The organism is Streptococcus hillyeri (assembly GCF_041081565.1).
GTDB lineage: Bacteria > Bacillota > Bacilli > Lactobacillales > Streptococcaceae > Streptococcus > Streptococcus hillyeri.
Genome location: NZ_CP163513.1, coordinates 2000721 through 2018916, shown reverse-complemented (window position 1 = coordinate 2018916; position 18196 = coordinate 2000721). Strand labels below are relative to the sequence as shown.

The window sequence follows — 18196 nt, the reverse complement described above, 5'->3', positions numbered from 1 at the left end:
ATAGAGAGGTGAAGGTCTCAGTTCTCCAAATCTCATTAGTGGGCATTCGCCTCGTCATATTAAAATAGCCATAGGGTGTCATCATAGGTATCACTCCTTTCTTAGCTTTATTATAGCAAAAAACGAACTGCATTGGGCAGTTCGTTCATTGAATTAATTTTCTTTACGACGGATAAGTCCTGCAAGGCTAGCGAGAAGTCCGAAGCCAAAGAAGGTGATGGCAACAGAATCAGCTTCGCCTGTTTTTGGTAAGACATTTGTTTTAGCTGTTACACCAGGACTTGACAGAGGTTTTTGTTGAGGGAGATTATCTGTCTTATGTACTGTATTTGTATTGATTGGATCTGTGGCAGCTGTTTTTGTTTGTTGAGCTTTATAGGCATTAGATACCAATTGGTGAATGTCTGTACGATCTTTGTCTGAAAGTGTTGGTTTTTTAGTGTCTGTGTTATCAGGAATAGCTACTTCTGGTTTGATATAAGTAAATTTGAAGTCTCCGAATCCTTCAACGCTTGATGAACCAACGTATGAGATATCTTTGGCACCTCCGATTAAATCTTTAGCTTTATCGGCACTCAAGAAACGGATGTCAAGCCCAGAAATACTATCTGTGAAATACCAGTTATTGTCAGCAGATGGGTTGATTGTTTTTTCAGAAACAATGTAATTGATGATAGCTTGGCGGTTTTCTAAGTTGAAGAGATAGTTGACAGTGGCATTTTTGACACCTGGGAAAGTTCCGCTAGCACGGTAATTATTTGTAACTACCATGAATTCTTGATTATCTGCAACTTCTACGCCATTGTATTTTAGGTTACGAACACGGTTTGCGTCTGCATTGACAAGATTACCACTACGGTCGTATTTGTTTGGTTGAGTCACATCGTATTCGTAAGTGACACCGTCAATGACATCGAAATTGTAGGTGCGGTAGTCTGTGTTGACGAGGTTTTGTGGGTCTTTTTTGTTTGGATCGATGGTATTGAATTGTCCTGCTGACATTTCTAGCCATTCTTTCAAATCAGCTCCAGTAATTTTTAGGATAGCTGCGACGTTGTCGTAAAGGTAAAGGTCGGCAACGTTTTTGATAGCGATTGGTCCAGCTGGGATGTCTGTGTAGGCAGTTGGATCGTTTCGTGTACCTGCTTTGAATGGTGCAGCAGCTGAGAGGAGTGGAAGGTTAGCGTATGGTGTGCCAGCGAGTTCTTTTTTAGCGTACCAAAGCTGCGCATTGTTGACGATTTGAACTGATGGATCGTCTTTGACTAATGCAAAGTAGCTAGTGATAGGTGCGGTTGTTGTACCAACTTGTTTACGAACGTATTCGATGGTACCATTGTGAGCTTCTTTTGCGATGTCAAGGATAGTTTGATTAGCTTTAGAGGATTTTGTATCAATTTTACGGATTGAACTTTGACTTTTATCTTTGTTAACAGTCCATTTGCCGTTTGTATAAGTGATATTGAGGTCAATGATTCCTAGATGATCACCATATTTTCCTGCCATGGTAACAGGGGTTCCGTTAATGAGGCCACGTACTCCGTCAACACCAGCGTATTTTTCATAAAATCCAGTGCCTTTACCAGATGGAAATTCAGCGTGAGAATGTCCTGTTACCACAGCATCAACACCTGAGATACTTGCGATTTGGTAACCAACGTTTTCCTCACCTTTGTCGTATTTATCATCACCGATACCTGAGTGAGAAAGGACAAGAACGAGGTCTGCGCCAGCATTTCGCATGGTAGGAATAATTTCAGTGATTGCTTCAACAGCGTCCTGAACGACGACCTTACCTTCAAGGTTTGCTTTATCCCAGTTCATAATTTGAGGGGGAACGATACCTGTAATTCCGATGTTGACAGTAACGTCTTTACCAGTGGTATCTTTAAAGGTTTTTGGTAAAATCACATAAGGATTGAAGGCTAATGCGTTTGTTTTAGCATCACGAACATTGGCGTTGAGAACAGGAATATCAGCTGTGTCAAGGACTGTTTTGAGGTAATCTAGACCGTAGTTGAATTCGTGGTTACCAAGTGTGCTAGCATCAAAGCCAAGTGCTTCAAGTGCTGCGTACATTGGGTGTTGTTCACCTGGTTCAACCTTATCAACGATAGCCTTGTAAGTTCCGAGTGGTGTTCCTTGGATAAGGTCGCCATTGTCCACGGTAACGATATTTGGATTTTCAGCTTTTGCTTCTTCAAGGAGAACAGCCGTTTTAGCTAAACCGATGTTTTGTGCTTCTTTATCTTGATAATAATCATAGTTAACTAAGTTAGTATGAAGGTCAGTTGTTGAAGCGATACGAATATCCACCGTTTGGCCTTCCACAGGTGCAATGATAGCAGTATCTGGTTTTGGAGCGTTGTCGAGTGATATAGCCACTGCTGGTGATTCTGTCTCTACGGCAGTTGTATCTGGTGTGGTCGTTTCAGCAGGTGTTGCTCCAGTGGTAGCTGCTTCGGTAACAGGCGTTTCTAGAGTAGTTGCAGTTGTTGTTTCATCTGCTTGTACGAGAGTTGTACTAGCTAGACCTGTTGCGATAAGTGAGAGAACAAGGGCACTCTTAGACAGATAGTGTTTTGACATATTAAAACATCTCCTTTTTGATAATAGTGAAACTTCGTCAGAAATTTCGTTTAGCCTATATATTATACAACTCGTAAGCGTTTTTTTCAATCGCGTTTTTAAAAATAAGCGAACAATTAATTGTTTTGATAAATGATTTGTTCACAAAAGTAATGATAAAAGGATATGGATTGCTGCGATTACTACTAGCTATGCTTTTTTCATAAAAAGTGTTAAAATATATAAAATATAGATTAGAGAAAAGCAGCCCTATGGGCTGTTTCAGATTTATCATCAAATGGAGAGTGAAAGGAAGCTATCATGCCAAAAGAAGTGAATTTAACAGGAGAAGAAGTGGTTGCTCTTGGAGCGGAATACTTGTCTGAAGAAGATGTTAAGTTTGTTCAGTATGCTTTGGAATATGCCACAAAGGCACACTTTCATCAATTCAGGAAGTCGGGTGAGCCTTATATTATCCACCCTATTCAGGTCGCAGGGATTTTGGCGAGTCTTCATTTGGATGCTGTAACGGTAGCTTGTGGTTTTCTTCATGATGTTGTGGAAGATACTGATACGACCTTGGAAGATATTGAGCGTGATTTTGGAAAAGCTGTGCGTGATATTGTTGATGGGGTGACCAAACTCGGTAAGGTGGAGTACAAGCCTCATGAGGAGCAGTTGGCTGAAAATCACCGTAAAATGCTGATGGCCATGTCCAAGGATATTCGAGTTATCTTGGTGAAATTAGCTGACCGTCTTCATAATATGCGGACGCTTAAGCACCTTCGTAAAGATAAGCAGGAACGCATTTCTCGTGAAACCATGGAGATTTATGCACCGCTTGCTCACCGTCTGGGGATTAGCCGTATCAAATGGGAACTAGAGGATTTGTCCTTCCGCTATTTGGAGGAAAATGAATTCTACAAAATTTCTCATATGATGAATGAGAAGCGTCGTGAACGTGAAGAACTGGTCGAGGAGATTGTTGGTAAAATCACAGCCTATACTAATGAGCAAGGCTTATACGGCGATGTTTATGGGCGACCTAAGCACCTTTATTCGATTTACCGCAAAATGCGTGATAAAAAGAAACGCTTTGATCAGATTTATGATTTGATTGCCATTCGTTGTATTATGAAGACGCCGAGTGATGTCTATGCCATGGTGGGTTACATTCATGAGCTGTGGCGTCCGATGCCTGGGCGATTTAAAGATTACATTGCTGCGCCTAAGGCCAATGGTTATCAGTCTATTCATACCACTGTTTATGGACCAAAAGGGCCGATTGAAATTCAAATCCGTACCAAGGACATGCATGAGGTGGCAGAGTTCGGTGTCGCTGCGCACTGGGCCTATAAAAAAGGACAGACCAGCAAGGTTGACAGTAAAGAATCAGCGATTGGGATGAACTGGATTAAGGAGTTGGTTGAACTCCAAGATTCGTCAAATGGCTCTGCTAAAGCCTTTGTAGATTCTGTGAAAGAGGATATTTTCTCAGAGCGTATCTATGTTTTCACGCCAAATGGGGCTGTGCAGGAATTACCAAAAGATTCTGGACCAATTGATTTCGCCTATGCGATTCACACTCAGGTGGGAGAAAAGGCGACGGGGGCTAAGGTTAATGGCCGTATGGTACCACTAACGGCTAAGTTGAAAACGGGTGACGTTGTTGAAATTGTCACCAATCCAAATTCTTTTGGACCAAGTCGTGACTGGATTAAGATTGTTAAAACGACTAAGGCGAGAAGCAAGATTCGTCAATTTTTCAAAAATCAAGATAAAGAGATGTCTGTCAATAAGGGACGTGAACTTTTGATTGACATCTTCCAAGAAAATGGGCTTGTTGCCAACAAATATCTTGATAAAAAACATATTGAAGCGATTTTGCCGCGCGTGAGTGCGAGAAGTGAAGAAGCCATGTATGCGGCGATTGGCTTTGGTGAAATTTCTGCGATTAGCGTCTTCAATAAATTAACCGAAAAAGAGCGCCGTGAAGAAGAACGTGCGAAAGCAAAAGCAGAGGCAGATGAGCTATTGAATGGCGGCGAAGTCAACCGTAGCAACCGTGACGTTCTCAAGGTTAAGAGTGAGAACGGTGTGATTATTCAAGGGGCGTCAGGGCTTCTCATGCGGATTGCCAAATGCTGTAACCCTGTTCCAGGCGATGCGATTGAAGGCTATATTACTAAAGGACGAGGGGTAGCCATTCACCGTGCAGATTGTAACAATATCAAGGGACAAGAAGGCTATGAACAACGTCTCATTGAGGTTGAGTGGGACGATAACAATGCTGGCAAAGAGTATCTAGCAGAAATTGATATCTATGGCTTAAATCGTTCAGGTCTTTTAAATGATGTGTTGACAATCCTGTCAAATCAAACGAAGAATATCTCGACAGTTAACGCCCAACCGACTAAAGACATGAAATTTGCCAATATCCACGTGTCGTTCAGTATTCCGAATTTGGCGACCTTGACAACCGTGGTTGATAAGATAAAGGTTGTTCCAGATGTCTATTCTGTCAAACGGACAAATGGATAGGAGGAATTATGAAAATTATTATTCAACGGGTGTCTGAAGCCACCGTCTCGATTGACAATAAAGTAGTTGGACAGATTGATCAGGGCTTGCTGTTGTTAGTGGGAGTTGGACCAGATGACACGCAGGCAGACTTGGATTATGCGGTGCGTAAAATTCTCAACATGCGTATTTTCTCAGATGAAAATGGCAAGATGAATTTATCCGTTCAAGATATTGGTGGTTCAATTTTATCGATTTCGCAGTTTACGCTCTTTGCGGATACCAAAAAAGGAAACCGTCCAGCCTTTACAGGGGCAGCTAAGCCAGAATTAGCTAGCCAGCTCTACGATGATTTTAATGATGCCTTGGAACAAGCGGTGCCGGTTGCTAGAGGGCGATTTGGAGCGGATATGCAGGTATCCCTTATCAATGATGGTCCTGTTACCATTGTCCTTGATACCAAAAATCCTTAGAAGCTTTGCTTTTTCTTAAACCATGAGAGTGAAAACATTGCACTGTGCTAAAAATGTGATAAAAAACGCTTAGAAAAAAATAAGAAATTTCTAAGCGTTTTTATTATTGAAGATAGTCTGATATTACTGGTACCACCAGCCGGTGACATTCCACCAGGTCTCTAGGAAGAAGTCACTGGCAGTGTTGTACCAAGTTTTGTTATTTTCATCAAGGATGGATTGTCTAAATAGTTTTTCGGCGTATTCTTGTTCTTTTAAGTGTCGTTCGTTTTGTAGACGTTCGGTAGCGGATTGTTCATCTTCATAGACGAGGATTCCGAAGGGGATATTACCATCATCTGAGAATCTAAAGGTGACTATATCACCTTTTTTGAGAGGCTTTCCAAGGTCAATAGTGTAACTCCCGCTTTCACCAGCTCGATGACCACTGGTTGTCCATTCACGTGAGGAAGAGCATCCTGAACGGTGGCAATTTTTATGTTTAATGTCATCAACTTTTATCAGTTCATCGTTGATATAGACATAACCATAACTATGTGACATTAGCTGCATGCTGATTTTATCATTACCGATATAGAAGGGGAAAATATCGACTTCACTGAGTTTAGCATTTCCTTTGACCGTAAAAGGGATGCCTTTGATCGTATCGGCAGTTACGGAAGTTAAAGATAGCAATCCTATTAATAGACATGTGAAAACAATTCCCCACTTTTTTTGTCTCATATTTGTTTTCCTCCTAGTGATTTTTTCTTTATCCAGTGACAAGGACATCATATCACTGTGTGGTGAGGAAATCAATAAAGGTATTATTAAGGGTGTCTAAGTTTTTGCTAAAGGTAAGTCAAGTATTCATTTAGATTAACGGGATAGTGAGTGTTACAACTTTCTCCGTGCAAAGTCAATGAATTGGAATTTTTCTAGTTTGTGCCGGCTTTCGGTAAACTGGAATTGGCGATTGTCTGCCAGATAGACTTTGGAGCGGATGCAGACCACGTGTTTATCACTTCCGAGGTCTAGTAAAATTTTATCTTGGTCTCTGGCGTTATCAATGGTAATTTGTTTTTGGGCATAAGAGATGGCTAGACCAAGTTCTTTTTCAAGGTAGGCATAGATAGACTGCTCTGCAATTTCCCGTGATATCGAAGGGACAATTGGCTTGAGGAGGTAATCGATGTCTAGAACGGAAGCGACATTGTCAACAACGCGTTGGCGCGTGATACGAAAAACATGGGTTCCGACAGGAAAGCCAGTTAGCTTGCGCAGTTCGTCATCGACGATGAGATTATCAAGGCTGATGACATTGGTTTTTGAAGTTATTCCGTGTAGGGCGACCAGTTCTTGATAGCTGGATAGCTCAGATACAGGGAAATTAATGAGTTCTTGTTTTTTGACCTGAGATCCGCGTCCTTGAGATTTTATGATTAAGCCTTCCTTGGTTAAAAGGCTGAGCGCTTTACGGACGGTGTCTCGACTGGCTGAAAATTGCTCACAAAGTTCCATTTCAGTGGGCAGGTAATGTCCGACTGGGTACTGTCCGGATAAAATTCTATTTTCTAATTCTTTATAAATGTGTTCGTATTTTTTCATTTTAAGTCAGTTGGAACTCCTTTTTAGAGTAGATGTCTTTATTTTACCATACAAGTTGTTGGTTTTTAAACTTTTTTTACACCTTTTAACCCAAACAAGTTGCATACAACTTTGTCATCGGTTACAATTAGCCTTGTAAAAAATAAATCCCCAAGGAGAATGAAATGGGAAAATTTGAAAATGATGCCAAGGCGCTGTTAAAAGCTGTCGGTGGTAAAGAAAATATTAAAGCAGTGACACACTGTGCGACGCGTATGCGTTTTGTCCTTGAAGACGAGTCAAAAGCAAACGTGAAAGTAATTGAAGGATTGGCACCAGTTAAAGGAACATTTACTAACGCTGGTCAATTCCAAGTTATTATAGGAAATGATGTTCCAATCTTCTACAACGACTTCACAGCCGTATCTGGTGTTGAAGGTGTTTCTAAAGAAGCGGCTAAATCTGCTGCGAAAAGTAACCAAAATCCAGTTCAGCGCGTGATGACCATGTTGGCTGAAATCTTCACGCCAATCTTGCCAGCTATCATCGTGGGTGGTTTGATTCTAGGATTCCGTAACATTTTGGAAGGTGTTCCATTTGGTTTCTTAGATGGTAAGAAAATTGTTGAAGTGTCAACATTCTGGAACGGTGTGAACCACTTCCTATGGCTTCCAGGTGAGGCAATCTTCCACTTCTTGCCAGTAGGGATTACTTGGTCAGTTACTCGTAAGATGGGAACTTCACAAATTCTTGGTATTGTCCTTGGTATCTGTTTGGTGTCACCACAGTTACTTAATGCTTACGCTGTTCCAGGAACATCTGCTGAAGAAATTGCTAAGAACTGGGTTTGGGACTTCGGTTTTGCAACAGTAAACCGTATTGGTTACCAAGCGCAAGTTATTCCAGCACTTCTTGCAGGATTGTCACTTTCTTACCTTGAGATTTTCTGGCGTAAACGTATTCCAGAAGTGATTTCAATGATTTTTGTACCATTCTTGTCACTTCTTCCAGCACTTGTTTTGGCACACACTGTCCTTGGTCCATTTGGTTGGTGGTTAGGTCAACTCTTATCTACAGTTGTTCTTGCTGGTTTGACAGGTCCACTTAAATGGCTCTTCGGTGCTGTCTTTGGTGCCCTTTATGCGCCGTTTGTTATCACTGGTCTTCACCACATGACAAATGCGATTGATACACAGCTTATCGCAGATACTGCAACTCATACAACTGGTTTGTGGCCAATGATTGCTCTTTCAAATATTGCTCAAGGTTCAGCAGTTCTTGCTTACTACTTCATGAACCGTCACAGCGAGAAAGAAGCACAAATCTCACTTCCAGCTGCAATCTCTGCTTACCTTGGTGTTACCGAGCCAGCCCTCTTCGGTGTTAATGTGAAATACGTTTACCCATTCGTAGCAGGAATGATTGGTTCTGGAGCTGCAGGCCTCTTGTCAACAACGTTTAACGTTCAAGCAAACTCAATCGGTGTTGGTGGTCTTCCAGGATTTATGGCGATCAATGTGAAATACATGATTCCATTCTTCATTTGTATGGCAGTAGCGATTGCAGTACCATTCATCTTGACATTCTTCTTCCGTAAAGCTGGTATCCTTACCAAAACAGAAGACGAAGCCAAAGCATAATGTTATAATAGATTAAAAAAGGAGAGGGGCTTAGGTAACTGGGCCCTTTACCTTTACCTAGATATGTATAGTCCTTTGGATTAACTTTGAGACATTGTCATTTTCGACTTGCTGTACGTTTTGAGGAAAGCTCTGCTTTTCCCATTGCTAGAACCTCAGAAACTCATTTGGTGCTTTTGAGCTGTTGGCGTCTCGGTTCTTTGTATTAAAGCTAATTCATTCGACTGGAAAAAGAAAAGGAAGGAACTCTAAGAATGATTGATAAAACAAAGGTGGTTTATCAAATTTATCCAAAATCATATAAAGATACCACAGGAAATGGTGTGGGTGATTTGCGAGGGATTATTGAAAAATTACCTTATTTGGCTGAACTAGGTATTGATATGATTTGGTTAAATCCCTTTTATCCTAGTCCGCAACGGGACAATGGCTATGACGTTTCAGATTACACAGCTGTTAATCCAGATTTTGGTACTATGGCAGATTTTGAAGAAATGATAGCTGTTGGTAAAGAGCATGGTATCGACTTTATGCTAGACATGGTATTAAACCACTGTTCAACAGAGCATGAATGGTTCCAAAAGGCTTTAGCTGGTGATTCCTTCTATCAAGATTTCTTCATTTTGCGTGATGAACCTACCGATTGGGTTTCAAAATTTGGTGGCAATGCTTGGGCACCGTTTGGCGATACAGGAAAATATTACTTGCATCTTTTCGATGTGACTCAGGCGGATCTTAACTGGCGCAATCCAACTGTTCGTGAAGAGCTTTTTAAAGTCGTTAACTTTTGGAAAGAAAAAGGTGTCAAAGGCTTCCGTTTTGATGTGATTAACTTGATTGGTAAAGATGAAGTATTGGAAGATTGTCCAATTAACGATGGGAAACCAGCCTACACAGATCGACCAATCAACCATGACTACCTACACATGCTCAATCAAGCCAGCTTTGGACAGGATCCAAGCTTTATGACTGTGGGAGAAATGTCGGCGACAACTGTGGAAAATTGTATTCTCTACACGGCACCAGAGCGTGAAGAATTATCAATGGCCTTTAATTTCCATCACCTTAAAGTGGATTATGAGAATGGTCAAAAATGGACGATTAAAGATTTCGATTTTGAAGAATTGCGCAGCCTTTTCCATACCTGGGGAGAGGGAATGAGCGAAGGGAATGGCTGGAATGCGCTATTTTACAATAATCACGACCAACCACGTGCCCTTAACCGCTTTGTTGATGTCAAAAACTTCCGTGAAGAAGGGGCAACGATGTTAGCAGCCAGTATTCATCTGTCTCGTGGAACACCATATATCTACATGGGAGAAGAAATTGGCATGTTAGATCCAGATTTTGAAAGCATGGCAGATTATGTCGACGTAGAGAGCCTTAATGCCTATCAAATCATGCTTGATGAAGGAAAAACTCCAGAAGAAGCCTTTAAGATTATTACCGTAAAATCACGTGACAATTCTCGTATCCCAATGCAGTGGGATGCCTCTGAAAATGCAGGTTTTACCACAGGAACGCCGTGGCTAAAAGCAGGTAAATCGTATCAACAAATCAATGTTGAAGCAGAAAAAAATGGTAAGATTTTCCCATTCTATAAAGAACTTATCCGCTTGCGTAAAGAGTTACCAATCATTGCTGAAGGAGACTATAAGGCGGTCTATAAAGATAGCAACCAGGTTTATGCCTTTGAGCGCAATTGGCAAGGACAGAAGTTGTTGGTATTAAATAATTTTTACGCTGATGAAGTGACTTTAGATTTACCAGAAGTGTATCAATCAGGTAACGTCTTAATTAGCAACTACGACGATGTTAAAGTTGGAGAAAAAATCACACTTAAAGCTTACCAAACAGTAGCTGTTTTGGTGGGGGATTAATTTTAGAGAGCTTAGGCTCTCTTTTTCTATACTTTACAACCGCTCACCAGTCAATTTCAACCGCTTAGCGTGAAAATGGCCACAGCTCTGCTATTTTTTGATAAGATAAGAGCATGGAAGATATCTTTTGAGAATGATGTGAGGGGATTGTATGAAATGGCAATTTAAAGAGAAAAATATTGAGGAACTTGAGGTGACCTTAGCGAAAGCTACTTATGATGATGAAGTTGTAGCTATGGTGAGTTATTTGGAAAAATTTGGTGTCCAAACAAGGGATATCCTGCCTATAAAAACACCGGACAGGATTAAGTTAGTCAAGCAAACTGATATTATAGCGATTGAAGTAGATGGTCCACAATTGGTTATTGAGACCTTAGAAGGCCGGCTATTGACGACAGATAGGCTCTACCGCTTTAAAGAGCGCTTATCCAGTGAGGATATGATACAGGTGTCAAAGCAAAGTATCATCAATATTCAGCATTTGCTGAGTTTAGAGGCATCTTTTTCGGGAAATATGTTGGCGCTGATGACTAAAAAACTTAAAGTTAATGTCAGCAGAAGGTATTTAAAAGACTTAGAAAAACGATTAGGATTGAGGTAAGGAAAATGAAAAAAACAGTAACTTATATGGCAACAGGATTAGGAATTGGCTCTTTCTCTTATGTATTAGCATTGATTAGTGTCCAAGAGGTTAGTGTCAAAATGATTGTGAGTGTTTTGGTCATGAGTGCCTTGATAGGTCTGACTGCCATGATTTATGAGCAAGAACATATCACAGTATCTTATCGTGGTCTACTCCACATGGTGCTGGTCTGTGGATTGGTAGCAGGGATGCTAGCTTTTAATGGGATATTTAATTGGTTTGCCATCATCATGACGGCAATCATTTACCTCCTTGTCTTTTCGACTAGCCGTTATATGATGAAGTAGGTGATTATATGAAAAAAACAATCGTTTATGTGATTAGTGGCATTGGCATTGGGCAAGTCGTTTATCTGATGATGCTGACTTTGCTGGGAGTTAGTACCCAGAAGTTTTCTCAAATGCTGGTTGTAGCAGTTTGTTCAGGATTGATGGGGCTTTCTAGCTATGCTTACGCTTTGAAAATAGCTCCGCGGCTAAGACAATTATTGCATCTCAGCCTTATCTTTTTATGGGTCAGCCTCATGATGACTGTGAATGGGTGGTTTACAGAAGTGGACTTCTTGTCGTTCTTTATTGAGTTTCTGGTCATTTATCTGATTATCAGCTTTGCCATTTTTCAATACGAAAAGCAACAAACAAGAAGAATCAATCAAAAACTCCGTGAATTACGGAAATAGTTCTTGACAAGAGGGGCAAATTTTTATAGAATATTATGGTATGTTTAGTAACTGATATCACACTAGCCGGCTAAACGAATACGAAAATCTATGAGGAGGTATTCATTGTGAAACGTACTTATCAACCAAGTAAAATCCGTCGTCAACGTAAACACGGATTCCGTCACCGTATGTCAACTAAAAACGGACGTCGCGTGCTTGCAGCTCGTCGTCGTAAAGGACGTAAAGTATTGTCAGCTTAATTAAGTGAACAATGATTATAAGAAAAAGACCTAGAGTGCTCGAGACTTTAGGTCTTTTATTTTTTTGAAAAAATTTACGACATTTTGTAAAATATAATTGACAAAAAGTTATCTAAAGAGTATGATTAAGGTGAAAAATATCAGAAGCCAAGGAGGAATTGTTATGGCTAAACAATTAAGAGGAAAAACGGGAGTTGCTTTAGATGAGAGACAAAAACATTTTGTACTAAAGAGTTATCAATATGGTTTTGCCTTTACGATTTTTAGTGCTTGGCTTGGATTGTTGCTGACACGCATGTTGCCAAATTTATTTTCGCCGATCTTTTGGTTTGTTTTTATCCTATTTGGTGGACTTGCGGTTAATGTTACCTATGCAACGTTAAAAGGAGCTCACCCTTTGGTTGATCCGCGTTTTGAAAAACATGGTCATCTTATGGGTATCGGTTGTTTGTTGTATGGGTTGGTCACTATCTTGATGACGGGTTGGGAAATGGTTTCAAAACATTTGGATGTAAATGAATTCTTTTCGCATGGTGGCAGTGGGTCAATGCTTATTTTAGGCTTATCACTATTTGCAATGGGAAGTTCAATTACTTACCGTCGCTATCTTGATAAACGAGAGGAGGAAGACTGATGTTATTTTTTTGGATGTTTATAGTGTTTGTTCTTTTGACTGGCATTTGGAGAGTATCAGAGCTGTTTAGCTCATTTGATGAGCGCCAACGATATTATCAATTAAAAGGCTATCAACTGGCAACTGCAGGTGTTTTTGCTGTTGCAACGGTGTTATTCTTTGTAGAAGAGCGTCCTGCCTGGCTTGACTTTAGAAACAGTCTCTTTCTGATTATGGTTGGGGGTGTCATTCTTTTTATCGTTTACAGTATTTGGCATGATGCCTATTTTGAAGCACGGAAAAAGCAGTGGGAAGAAGTGATTTATCTCCTAGTGATTCTTTTGATTGAGTTTTCATCATGGAAGGTTATTTCAAGTGAACATTTTAATTTAAAAGATAGCTTTTCCGCTATTATGCAGGCGATTTGGTTTGGTGCTGCTGGTTTGACAATCTTTTTAAAATTGATTATTCGGCATTTTGAGGATAAAGAATGAAGAAAAATTTACGTTTAAAAGCAGCGAGGGCTGGGAAAGATTTATCTCAGCAGGCATTAGCAGATTTAGTAGGAGTTTCTCGTCAGACCATCAATGCAATTGAAAAGGGAGATTATAATCCAACGATTAATCTTTGTATTGCTATTTGTCAGGTTTTAGAGGTTACTTTAGATCAGCTTTTTTGGCCAGAAAATTAGATTTTGAAAAGGTTTTCTTTGTTGCTGTATCTGGATTTTATAAAATTGTCAAAACTGTATCTAATTTTCTGAAAATTGTTGCTAAAAGATAGCCTTTTTGGTATAATAAGCACGACTAAAAAAAGGAAAGAGGAGAAATGGCGAATTTACTTGAAAAAACGCGCAAAATCACCGCTATCTTACAACGTTCTATTGATAGTTTAGGTGAGGGGCTTCCTTATAATGCCATGGCAGACCAGTTAGCCGATATTATTGATTGTAATGCCTGTATCATTGATGGAAGTGGTAACTTGCTTGGCTATGCTCTGAAGTATAAGACGAATAACGACCGAACAGAAGAATTTTTTGAAAGCCGTATTTTCCCAGAGGAATACGTACGTGCAGCCAGCCGTGTTTATGATACTGAGGCAAATATCCCAGTTGATAACGCGCTAACGATTTTCCCAGTAGAATCAAAAGACATCTATCCAGATGGATTGACAACTCTTGCGCCAATTTATGGTGGAGGGATGCGTCTTGGTTCGTTCATTATTTGGCGAAATGACAAGACTTTTGGCGAAGATGATCTTGTCTTGGTTGAGATGGCAGCAACGGTAGTTGGTATTCAGCTTGTCAACTTCCAAAATGAAAACTTGGAAGAGAAAATCCGTAAGCAAACAGCTATCAATATGGCGATTAATACCTTATCTTATTCAGAAATGCGTGCAGTCGCAGCAATCTTAGCTGAACTTAACGGTAACGAGGGGCGTTTGACAGCTTCTGTTATTGCAGACCGCATTGGTATTACCCGTTCAGTGATTGTTAATGCCCTTCGTAAATTAGAATCGGCTGGTATCATTGAAAGTCGTTCACTTGGTATGAAGGGGACATACCTCAAAGTGATTAACGAAGGTATTTTTGAAAAAGTTAAAGGATATGAATAAAGCTCGACTAATGAGTGATATTAAAAGAAGCTGGGAATTTCTCAGCTTCTTTCTGTAATGAGGAGATTTTATGAAAAAAGCGTTGATTTCAATTGATTATACTTATGATTTTGTGGCGGATGATGGGAAGTTGACAGCTGGAAAACCTGCTCAAGCGATTTCTGAGCGTATTGCACAGGTCACTAAGGAGGCCTATGTCAATGGTGACTATATTTTCTTTGCGGTTGATTGTCATGATGAAGGAGATGTGTTTCACCCTGAGACAAAGTTGTTTCCTCCTCATAACATCGCTGGGACTTCTGGGCGTGACTTATTTGGTCCTTTGGCTGATTTTTATGCTAATAGCAAAGCGGATCCGAGAGTGTTTTGGATGGACAAACGTCATTATTCCGCATTTGCAGGAACAGATTTAGATATTCGTCTGCGTGAGCGTCAGGTTAAAACAGTTGTATTGACTGGTGTGTTAAGCGATATCTGTGTGCTACATACGGCTATTGATGCTTATAACCTTGGCTATGACATTGAAATTGTCAGCTCTGCTATTGCCTCAATCACAGACGAGGCGCATCAATTTGCTCTAAATCACTTTAAAAATGTTTTAGGAGCAACGATTTTAGATTAAAAGGAAAACTGCCTTCTCACAAAATAGAGAGGCAGCTTTTTTATTGAATATGGGATTTAACGTAACGACCAAGGGTGCTGGTTCCAATCAGATTACCAACCAGAAAACTCATGCTATTTATGATGAGATCACCGATGTCAAAATAGCCTAGTGCAAAATAATATTGGCTAAATTCTACACATAAAATAAAGCCGAGAAAGAGGAGGCTATTTTTTAAGGAAGGTTTAAACAGAAGTCCCAAGGGGATAAACATGATAGCATTGAGAAATACGGTGATTTTATCATAGTATAGGTCTTGAAGACTGGTTGCGATAGAGAGATTAAAACCTTTCAGTCCTACATTTTTCCCGAAAAGGCCAAAAAGCAGTGCAAGAGCATAGACGGTGTAAATCAAGATGAGGGCAGACTGCCTTAGTTCTCTAGAATAAAGGGGGCGCAGAAGAAGAAAGAGGCAGGTGACAATCAGGGTAACGACAAATGGGGTGATGAGAATTTCTGGGATTGGAAGATTTCCCTGAGCAAATAGGCGGGTAGCATACCAGTAGAAATATCGAGTGAAAATTTTGTAGCCGATAAACCACAGGCTTAAAAACAGCAATGTGTCTAATAAGAGTAAACCAAGTTTTTTCATATGCCACCTCTCTTTGATTAATGTTGTACTTGTAACAGTAATAGGTTTATTATAGCAAAATATACGATTGGGATGGGTAACAGAGATATGAATAGCGTGTGGTTGTTTGATGTCTTTTATGTGACGGTTTTGGGGGCAAGGGTGATTATTCAAGGTATTCAAAGCACATATCAGGGGAGTTGAATCAATTTTAGAAAACACTTTTGCTTTAACTCAAAAATTTTTGGAAAGTTCTAAAATGAAGTTAGCCACCTAAGGGTATCAAAAAACATCTCAGAGAGATATAATTGTAATCACCACAACAACAATTAGAAAGATTCTGAGATGCAAAACTATTATACACCAAAAAGTAAACATTTGACACTAACTGAACGTAGAATGATTGAACGTTGGCTTCAAGAAGGGCTCTCAAATCGTGAAATCGCTAGGAGATTAGCTAAAGCTCCTCAAACCATTCACAACGAAGTCAAACGTGGTCAGGTTAGACAACAAGTGCGTAAAGGAAAATTTGAAGTGATCTACTCAGCTGATTTCGCTCAAAAAGCCTATCAAAACAATCGTAAACGTTCTGTTAAACAGCTCTCCCTAACCAAGGGACTCAAAGAAAAGATAACTCACTACATCGAACAGAAATATTCTCCCGAGATGATGGTAAAGTCAAAAGGGATACCTGTTCCCATCTCCACCATTTACTACTGGATTCATCATGGACACTTAGGATTGACCAAGGCTGATATGCTTTATCCTCGACAAGAGAAAGCTAAGAAAAAGCATGCTAGTCCCAATTTTAAGCCAGCTGGAAAGTCTATTGAGGAACGACCAGAAAGCATTAATAAGCGTGAGAATATCGGTGATTTTGAAATTGATACGGTTATTCAAACACGGGCAAAAAACGAGTGTCTGTTGACCCTAACCGATAGAAAGAGTCGTTATCAAATCATTCGACTCATTCCCGATAAGTCCGCGTCTTCAGTCAATCAAGCTCTGAAAGCAATCCTCAAGGATTATCAAATGAACTCTATCACAGCTGATAACGGGGCTGAGTTCAGTCGTTTAGCAGAAGTTTTTGACCCTGCTCATATCTACTATGCCCACCCGTATTCTTCTTGGGAGCGTGGTACTAATGAGAATCATAATAGACTCATCCGGCGTTGGTTGCCTAAGGGAAGCAAAAATGCGACTCAACAACAAGTCGCATTTATTGAAAACTGGATTAACAACTATCCAAAGAAACTATTCAATTATAAATCTTCTATAGAGTTTTTACAGACTGCCTAACTTGAACTTGAAATTTGGCCTCAAAAATTTTTTTGAAAATATGAAAAAAATTTCAAAAATCTATTGACAGGGTGGTGGTATCTCTGCTATAATTTATTATGTTGCCAAGCGGGGATGGCGGAATTGGCAGACGCGCAGGACTAAGGATCCTGTGGCCGCTTTAGGCCGTGTGGGTTCAAGTCCCACTCTCCGCAGATTAGACCAGTCGTAGGACTGGTTTTTTTGTTTATCTTGATAAAAAAAGCCTATCGCTCTGATAGGTTTTTAATATTATACAAAGGCATGTCGTCGTGGTATCATAGTTTTATTATCTTTAGGAGGATTAATATGAAAAAATTAACATTTGGAATCGTTGCGCTTGCATCAACAGTATTGCTTGCAGCATGTGGTTCAAGTGAAAAAACTGAGAAAGCAGCAGATTCAGCAAAATCAGAAAAAGAAAAAGTAGTTCTTGCAACTGTAGGGACAACAAAACCTTTCTCATTTGAAAAAGATGGCAATTTGACTGGTTATGACGTCGAAGTTGCTAAAGCGGTCTTCAAAGGTTCTGATAAATACGAAGTTGAGTACAAAAAAACAGCTTGGTCATCAATCTTTACAGGACTCGACGCTGGTAAATTCCAAATGGCTGGTAACAACTTCTCTTACAGTGAAGAACGTGCAGCTAAATACCTTTACTCAGCACCAACAGCGACTAACCCACTTGTACTTGCTGTAAATAAAGATAGTGGTATTAAATCAATCAAGGATATCGCTGGTAAAAAGACTCAAGTTGTAGCTGGAACGTCAACTGCCTCAATGCTTGACAAATACAACCAAGCTAATGCTGATAAAGCAACTGAAATTAACTACACTAACGAAGACATTACACAAATGTTGACAAGTGTTGATGGTGGTAAATTTGACTACAAGATTTTTGAAACACAATCTGTGAAAACTATCATTGAAGATCAAGGTCTTAACAATGTTGAATTGATTGAATTTGATGCAGCTGACCTTGGTGCAGATACAAACCCATACGTTTACTTCATCTTTGCAGATGGTCAAGACGACTTACAAAAATTTGTAAACACACGTATTGCGGAGTTGTATGAAGATGGCACACTTGAAAAATTGTCTAACGAATTCCTAGGTGGAACATACTTACCAGAAGAAAAAGACGTTAAAGAAGCAAAATAAACAGGAAATGGGATGAGAAGCTGAGCTTTCTCGTCCTTTTTGTTATAA

Annotated in this window: 18 protein-coding genes, 1 tRNA gene and 1 pseudogene; 16 read left to right on the top strand and 4 right to left on the bottom strand. The window is 39.9% G+C overall.

What is annotated here, in order from left to right:
- Positions 1–153 precede the first annotated feature (153 nt).
- Entirely contained in the window at positions 154–2589 is a 2436-nt protein-coding gene (locus AB6M99_RS09900) for a bifunctional 2',3'-cyclic-nucleotide 2'-phosphodiesterase/3'-nucleotidase (protein WP_369350701.1), read from the bottom strand.
- 300 nt (positions 2590–2889) lie between these two features.
- Between AB6M99_RS09900 and AB6M99_RS09895 the strand changes: the two genes are divergently transcribed.
- Positions 2890–5109: a bifunctional (p)ppGpp synthetase/guanosine-3',5'-bis(diphosphate) 3'-pyrophosphohydrolase gene (locus tag AB6M99_RS09895; RefSeq protein WP_121836305.1), complete on the top strand. Its 2220-nt coding sequence runs from the start codon at positions 2890–2892 to the stop codon at positions 5107–5109.
- Between the two features lie 8 nt (positions 5110–5117).
- Entirely contained in the window at positions 5118–5561 is a 444-nt protein-coding gene (gene dtd, locus AB6M99_RS09890) for a D-aminoacyl-tRNA deacylase (protein ID WP_121836306.1), read from the top strand.
- 123 nt (positions 5562–5684) lie between these two features.
- On the opposite strand, the gene AB6M99_RS09885 is transcribed toward dtd, so the two are convergent.
- Both AB6M99_RS09885 and treR read right to left on the bottom strand, forming a co-directional pair.
- Positions 5685–6284: a hypothetical protein gene (locus AB6M99_RS09885; RefSeq protein ID WP_121836307.1), complete on the bottom strand. Its 600-nt coding sequence runs from the start codon at positions 6282–6284 to the stop codon at positions 5685–5687.
- A 153-nt stretch (positions 6285–6437) separates the two neighbouring features.
- Entirely contained in the window at positions 6438–7148 is a 711-nt protein-coding gene (treR, locus tag AB6M99_RS09880; RefSeq protein WP_121836308.1) for a trehalose operon repressor, read from the bottom strand.
- A gap of 164 nt (positions 7149–7312) precedes the next feature.
- On the opposite strand from treR, the pseudogene treP reads away from it, so the two are divergent.
- From treP to AB6M99_RS09825, 11 genes and pseudogenes are all read left to right on the top strand, one after another.
- Positions 7313–8761 (top strand): annotated as a pseudogene (gene treP / locus AB6M99_RS09875) (PTS system trehalose-specific EIIBC component); the annotation flags it as partial.
- Positions 8762–9021: 260 nt separating this feature from the next.
- Positions 9022–10647 carry an alpha,alpha-phosphotrehalase gene (treC, locus tag AB6M99_RS09870; protein WP_369350698.1) on the top strand — a complete coding sequence of 542 codons (1626 nt, stop codon included), beginning with the start codon at positions 9022–9024 and terminating at the stop codon, positions 10645–10647.
- Positions 10648–10798: 151 nt separating this feature from the next.
- Positions 10799–11248, top strand: a complete 450-nt coding sequence (locus AB6M99_RS09865; protein WP_121836310.1) for a LytTR family DNA-binding domain-containing protein — start codon at positions 10799–10801, stop codon at positions 11246–11248.
- Positions 11249–11253: 5 nt separating this feature from the next.
- Positions 11254–11577 (top strand): DUF3021 family protein, encoded by a 324-nt coding sequence (locus AB6M99_RS09860; protein ID WP_121836311.1) that lies wholly within the window; start codon positions 11254–11256, stop codon positions 11575–11577.
- An 8-nt stretch (positions 11578–11585) separates the two neighbouring features.
- Entirely contained in the window at positions 11586–11969 is a 384-nt protein-coding gene (locus AB6M99_RS09855; RefSeq protein ID WP_121836312.1) for a DUF3021 domain-containing protein, read from the top strand.
- A 107-nt stretch (positions 11970–12076) separates the two neighbouring features.
- Positions 12077–12211 (top strand): 50S ribosomal protein L34, encoded by a 135-nt coding sequence (gene rpmH, locus AB6M99_RS09850; protein ID WP_002885866.1) that lies wholly within the window; start codon positions 12077–12079, stop codon positions 12209–12211.
- Between the two features lie 163 nt (positions 12212–12374).
- A complete protein-coding gene (locus AB6M99_RS09845) occupies positions 12375–12845 on the top strand; it encodes a hypothetical protein (protein WP_121836313.1) in 471 nt (156 codons plus the stop codon).
- The gene (locus AB6M99_RS09840; protein WP_369350693.1) at positions 12845–13318 is read left to right on the top strand and encodes a hypothetical protein; all 474 of its coding nucleotides are present in this window, start codon (positions 12845–12847) and stop codon (positions 13316–13318) included. Before AB6M99_RS09845 ends, AB6M99_RS09840 begins: the two co-directional genes overlap by 1 nt.
- Complete coding sequence (locus AB6M99_RS09835; RefSeq protein WP_121836315.1) at positions 13315–13515, top strand: helix-turn-helix transcriptional regulator; 201 nt, start codon at positions 13315–13317, stop codon at positions 13513–13515. Before AB6M99_RS09840 ends, AB6M99_RS09835 begins: the two co-directional genes overlap by 4 nt.
- Positions 13516–13652: 137 nt before the next feature.
- A complete protein-coding gene (gene codY, locus AB6M99_RS09830; RefSeq protein WP_121836316.1) occupies positions 13653–14438 on the top strand; it encodes a GTP-sensing pleiotropic transcriptional regulator CodY in 786 nt (261 codons plus the stop codon).
- 70 nt (positions 14439–14508) lie between these two features.
- A complete protein-coding gene (locus tag AB6M99_RS09825) occupies positions 14509–15060 on the top strand; it encodes a cysteine hydrolase family protein (protein WP_369350690.1) in 552 nt (183 codons plus the stop codon).
- A gap of 40 nt (positions 15061–15100) precedes the next feature.
- On the opposite strand, the gene AB6M99_RS09820 is transcribed toward AB6M99_RS09825, so the two are convergent.
- The gene (locus AB6M99_RS09820) at positions 15101–15691 is read right to left on the bottom strand and encodes a VanZ family protein (RefSeq protein ID WP_121836318.1); all 591 of its coding nucleotides are present in this window, start codon (positions 15689–15691) and stop codon (positions 15101–15103) included.
- Positions 15692–16015: 324 nt separating this feature from the next.
- On the opposite strand from AB6M99_RS09820, the gene AB6M99_RS09815 reads away from it, so the two are divergent.
- The 3 genes from AB6M99_RS09815 to AB6M99_RS09805 all read left to right on the top strand — a co-directional run bounded on the left by AB6M99_RS09815 (position 16016) and on the right by AB6M99_RS09805 (position 18148).
- Positions 16016–16969, top strand: coding sequence for an IS30 family transposase (locus AB6M99_RS09815; RefSeq protein WP_369350688.1), 954 nt, complete (start codon positions 16016–16018; stop codon positions 16967–16969).
- 108 nt (positions 16970–17077) lie between these two features.
- Positions 17078–17163, top strand: a tRNA-Leu gene (locus AB6M99_RS09810).
- A gap of 133 nt (positions 17164–17296) precedes the next feature.
- Positions 17297–18148 (top strand): amino acid ABC transporter substrate-binding protein, encoded by an 852-nt coding sequence (locus tag AB6M99_RS09805; RefSeq protein WP_121835137.1) that lies wholly within the window; start codon positions 17297–17299, stop codon positions 18146–18148.
- The last annotated feature ends 48 nt before the right edge of the window (positions 18149–18196 follow it).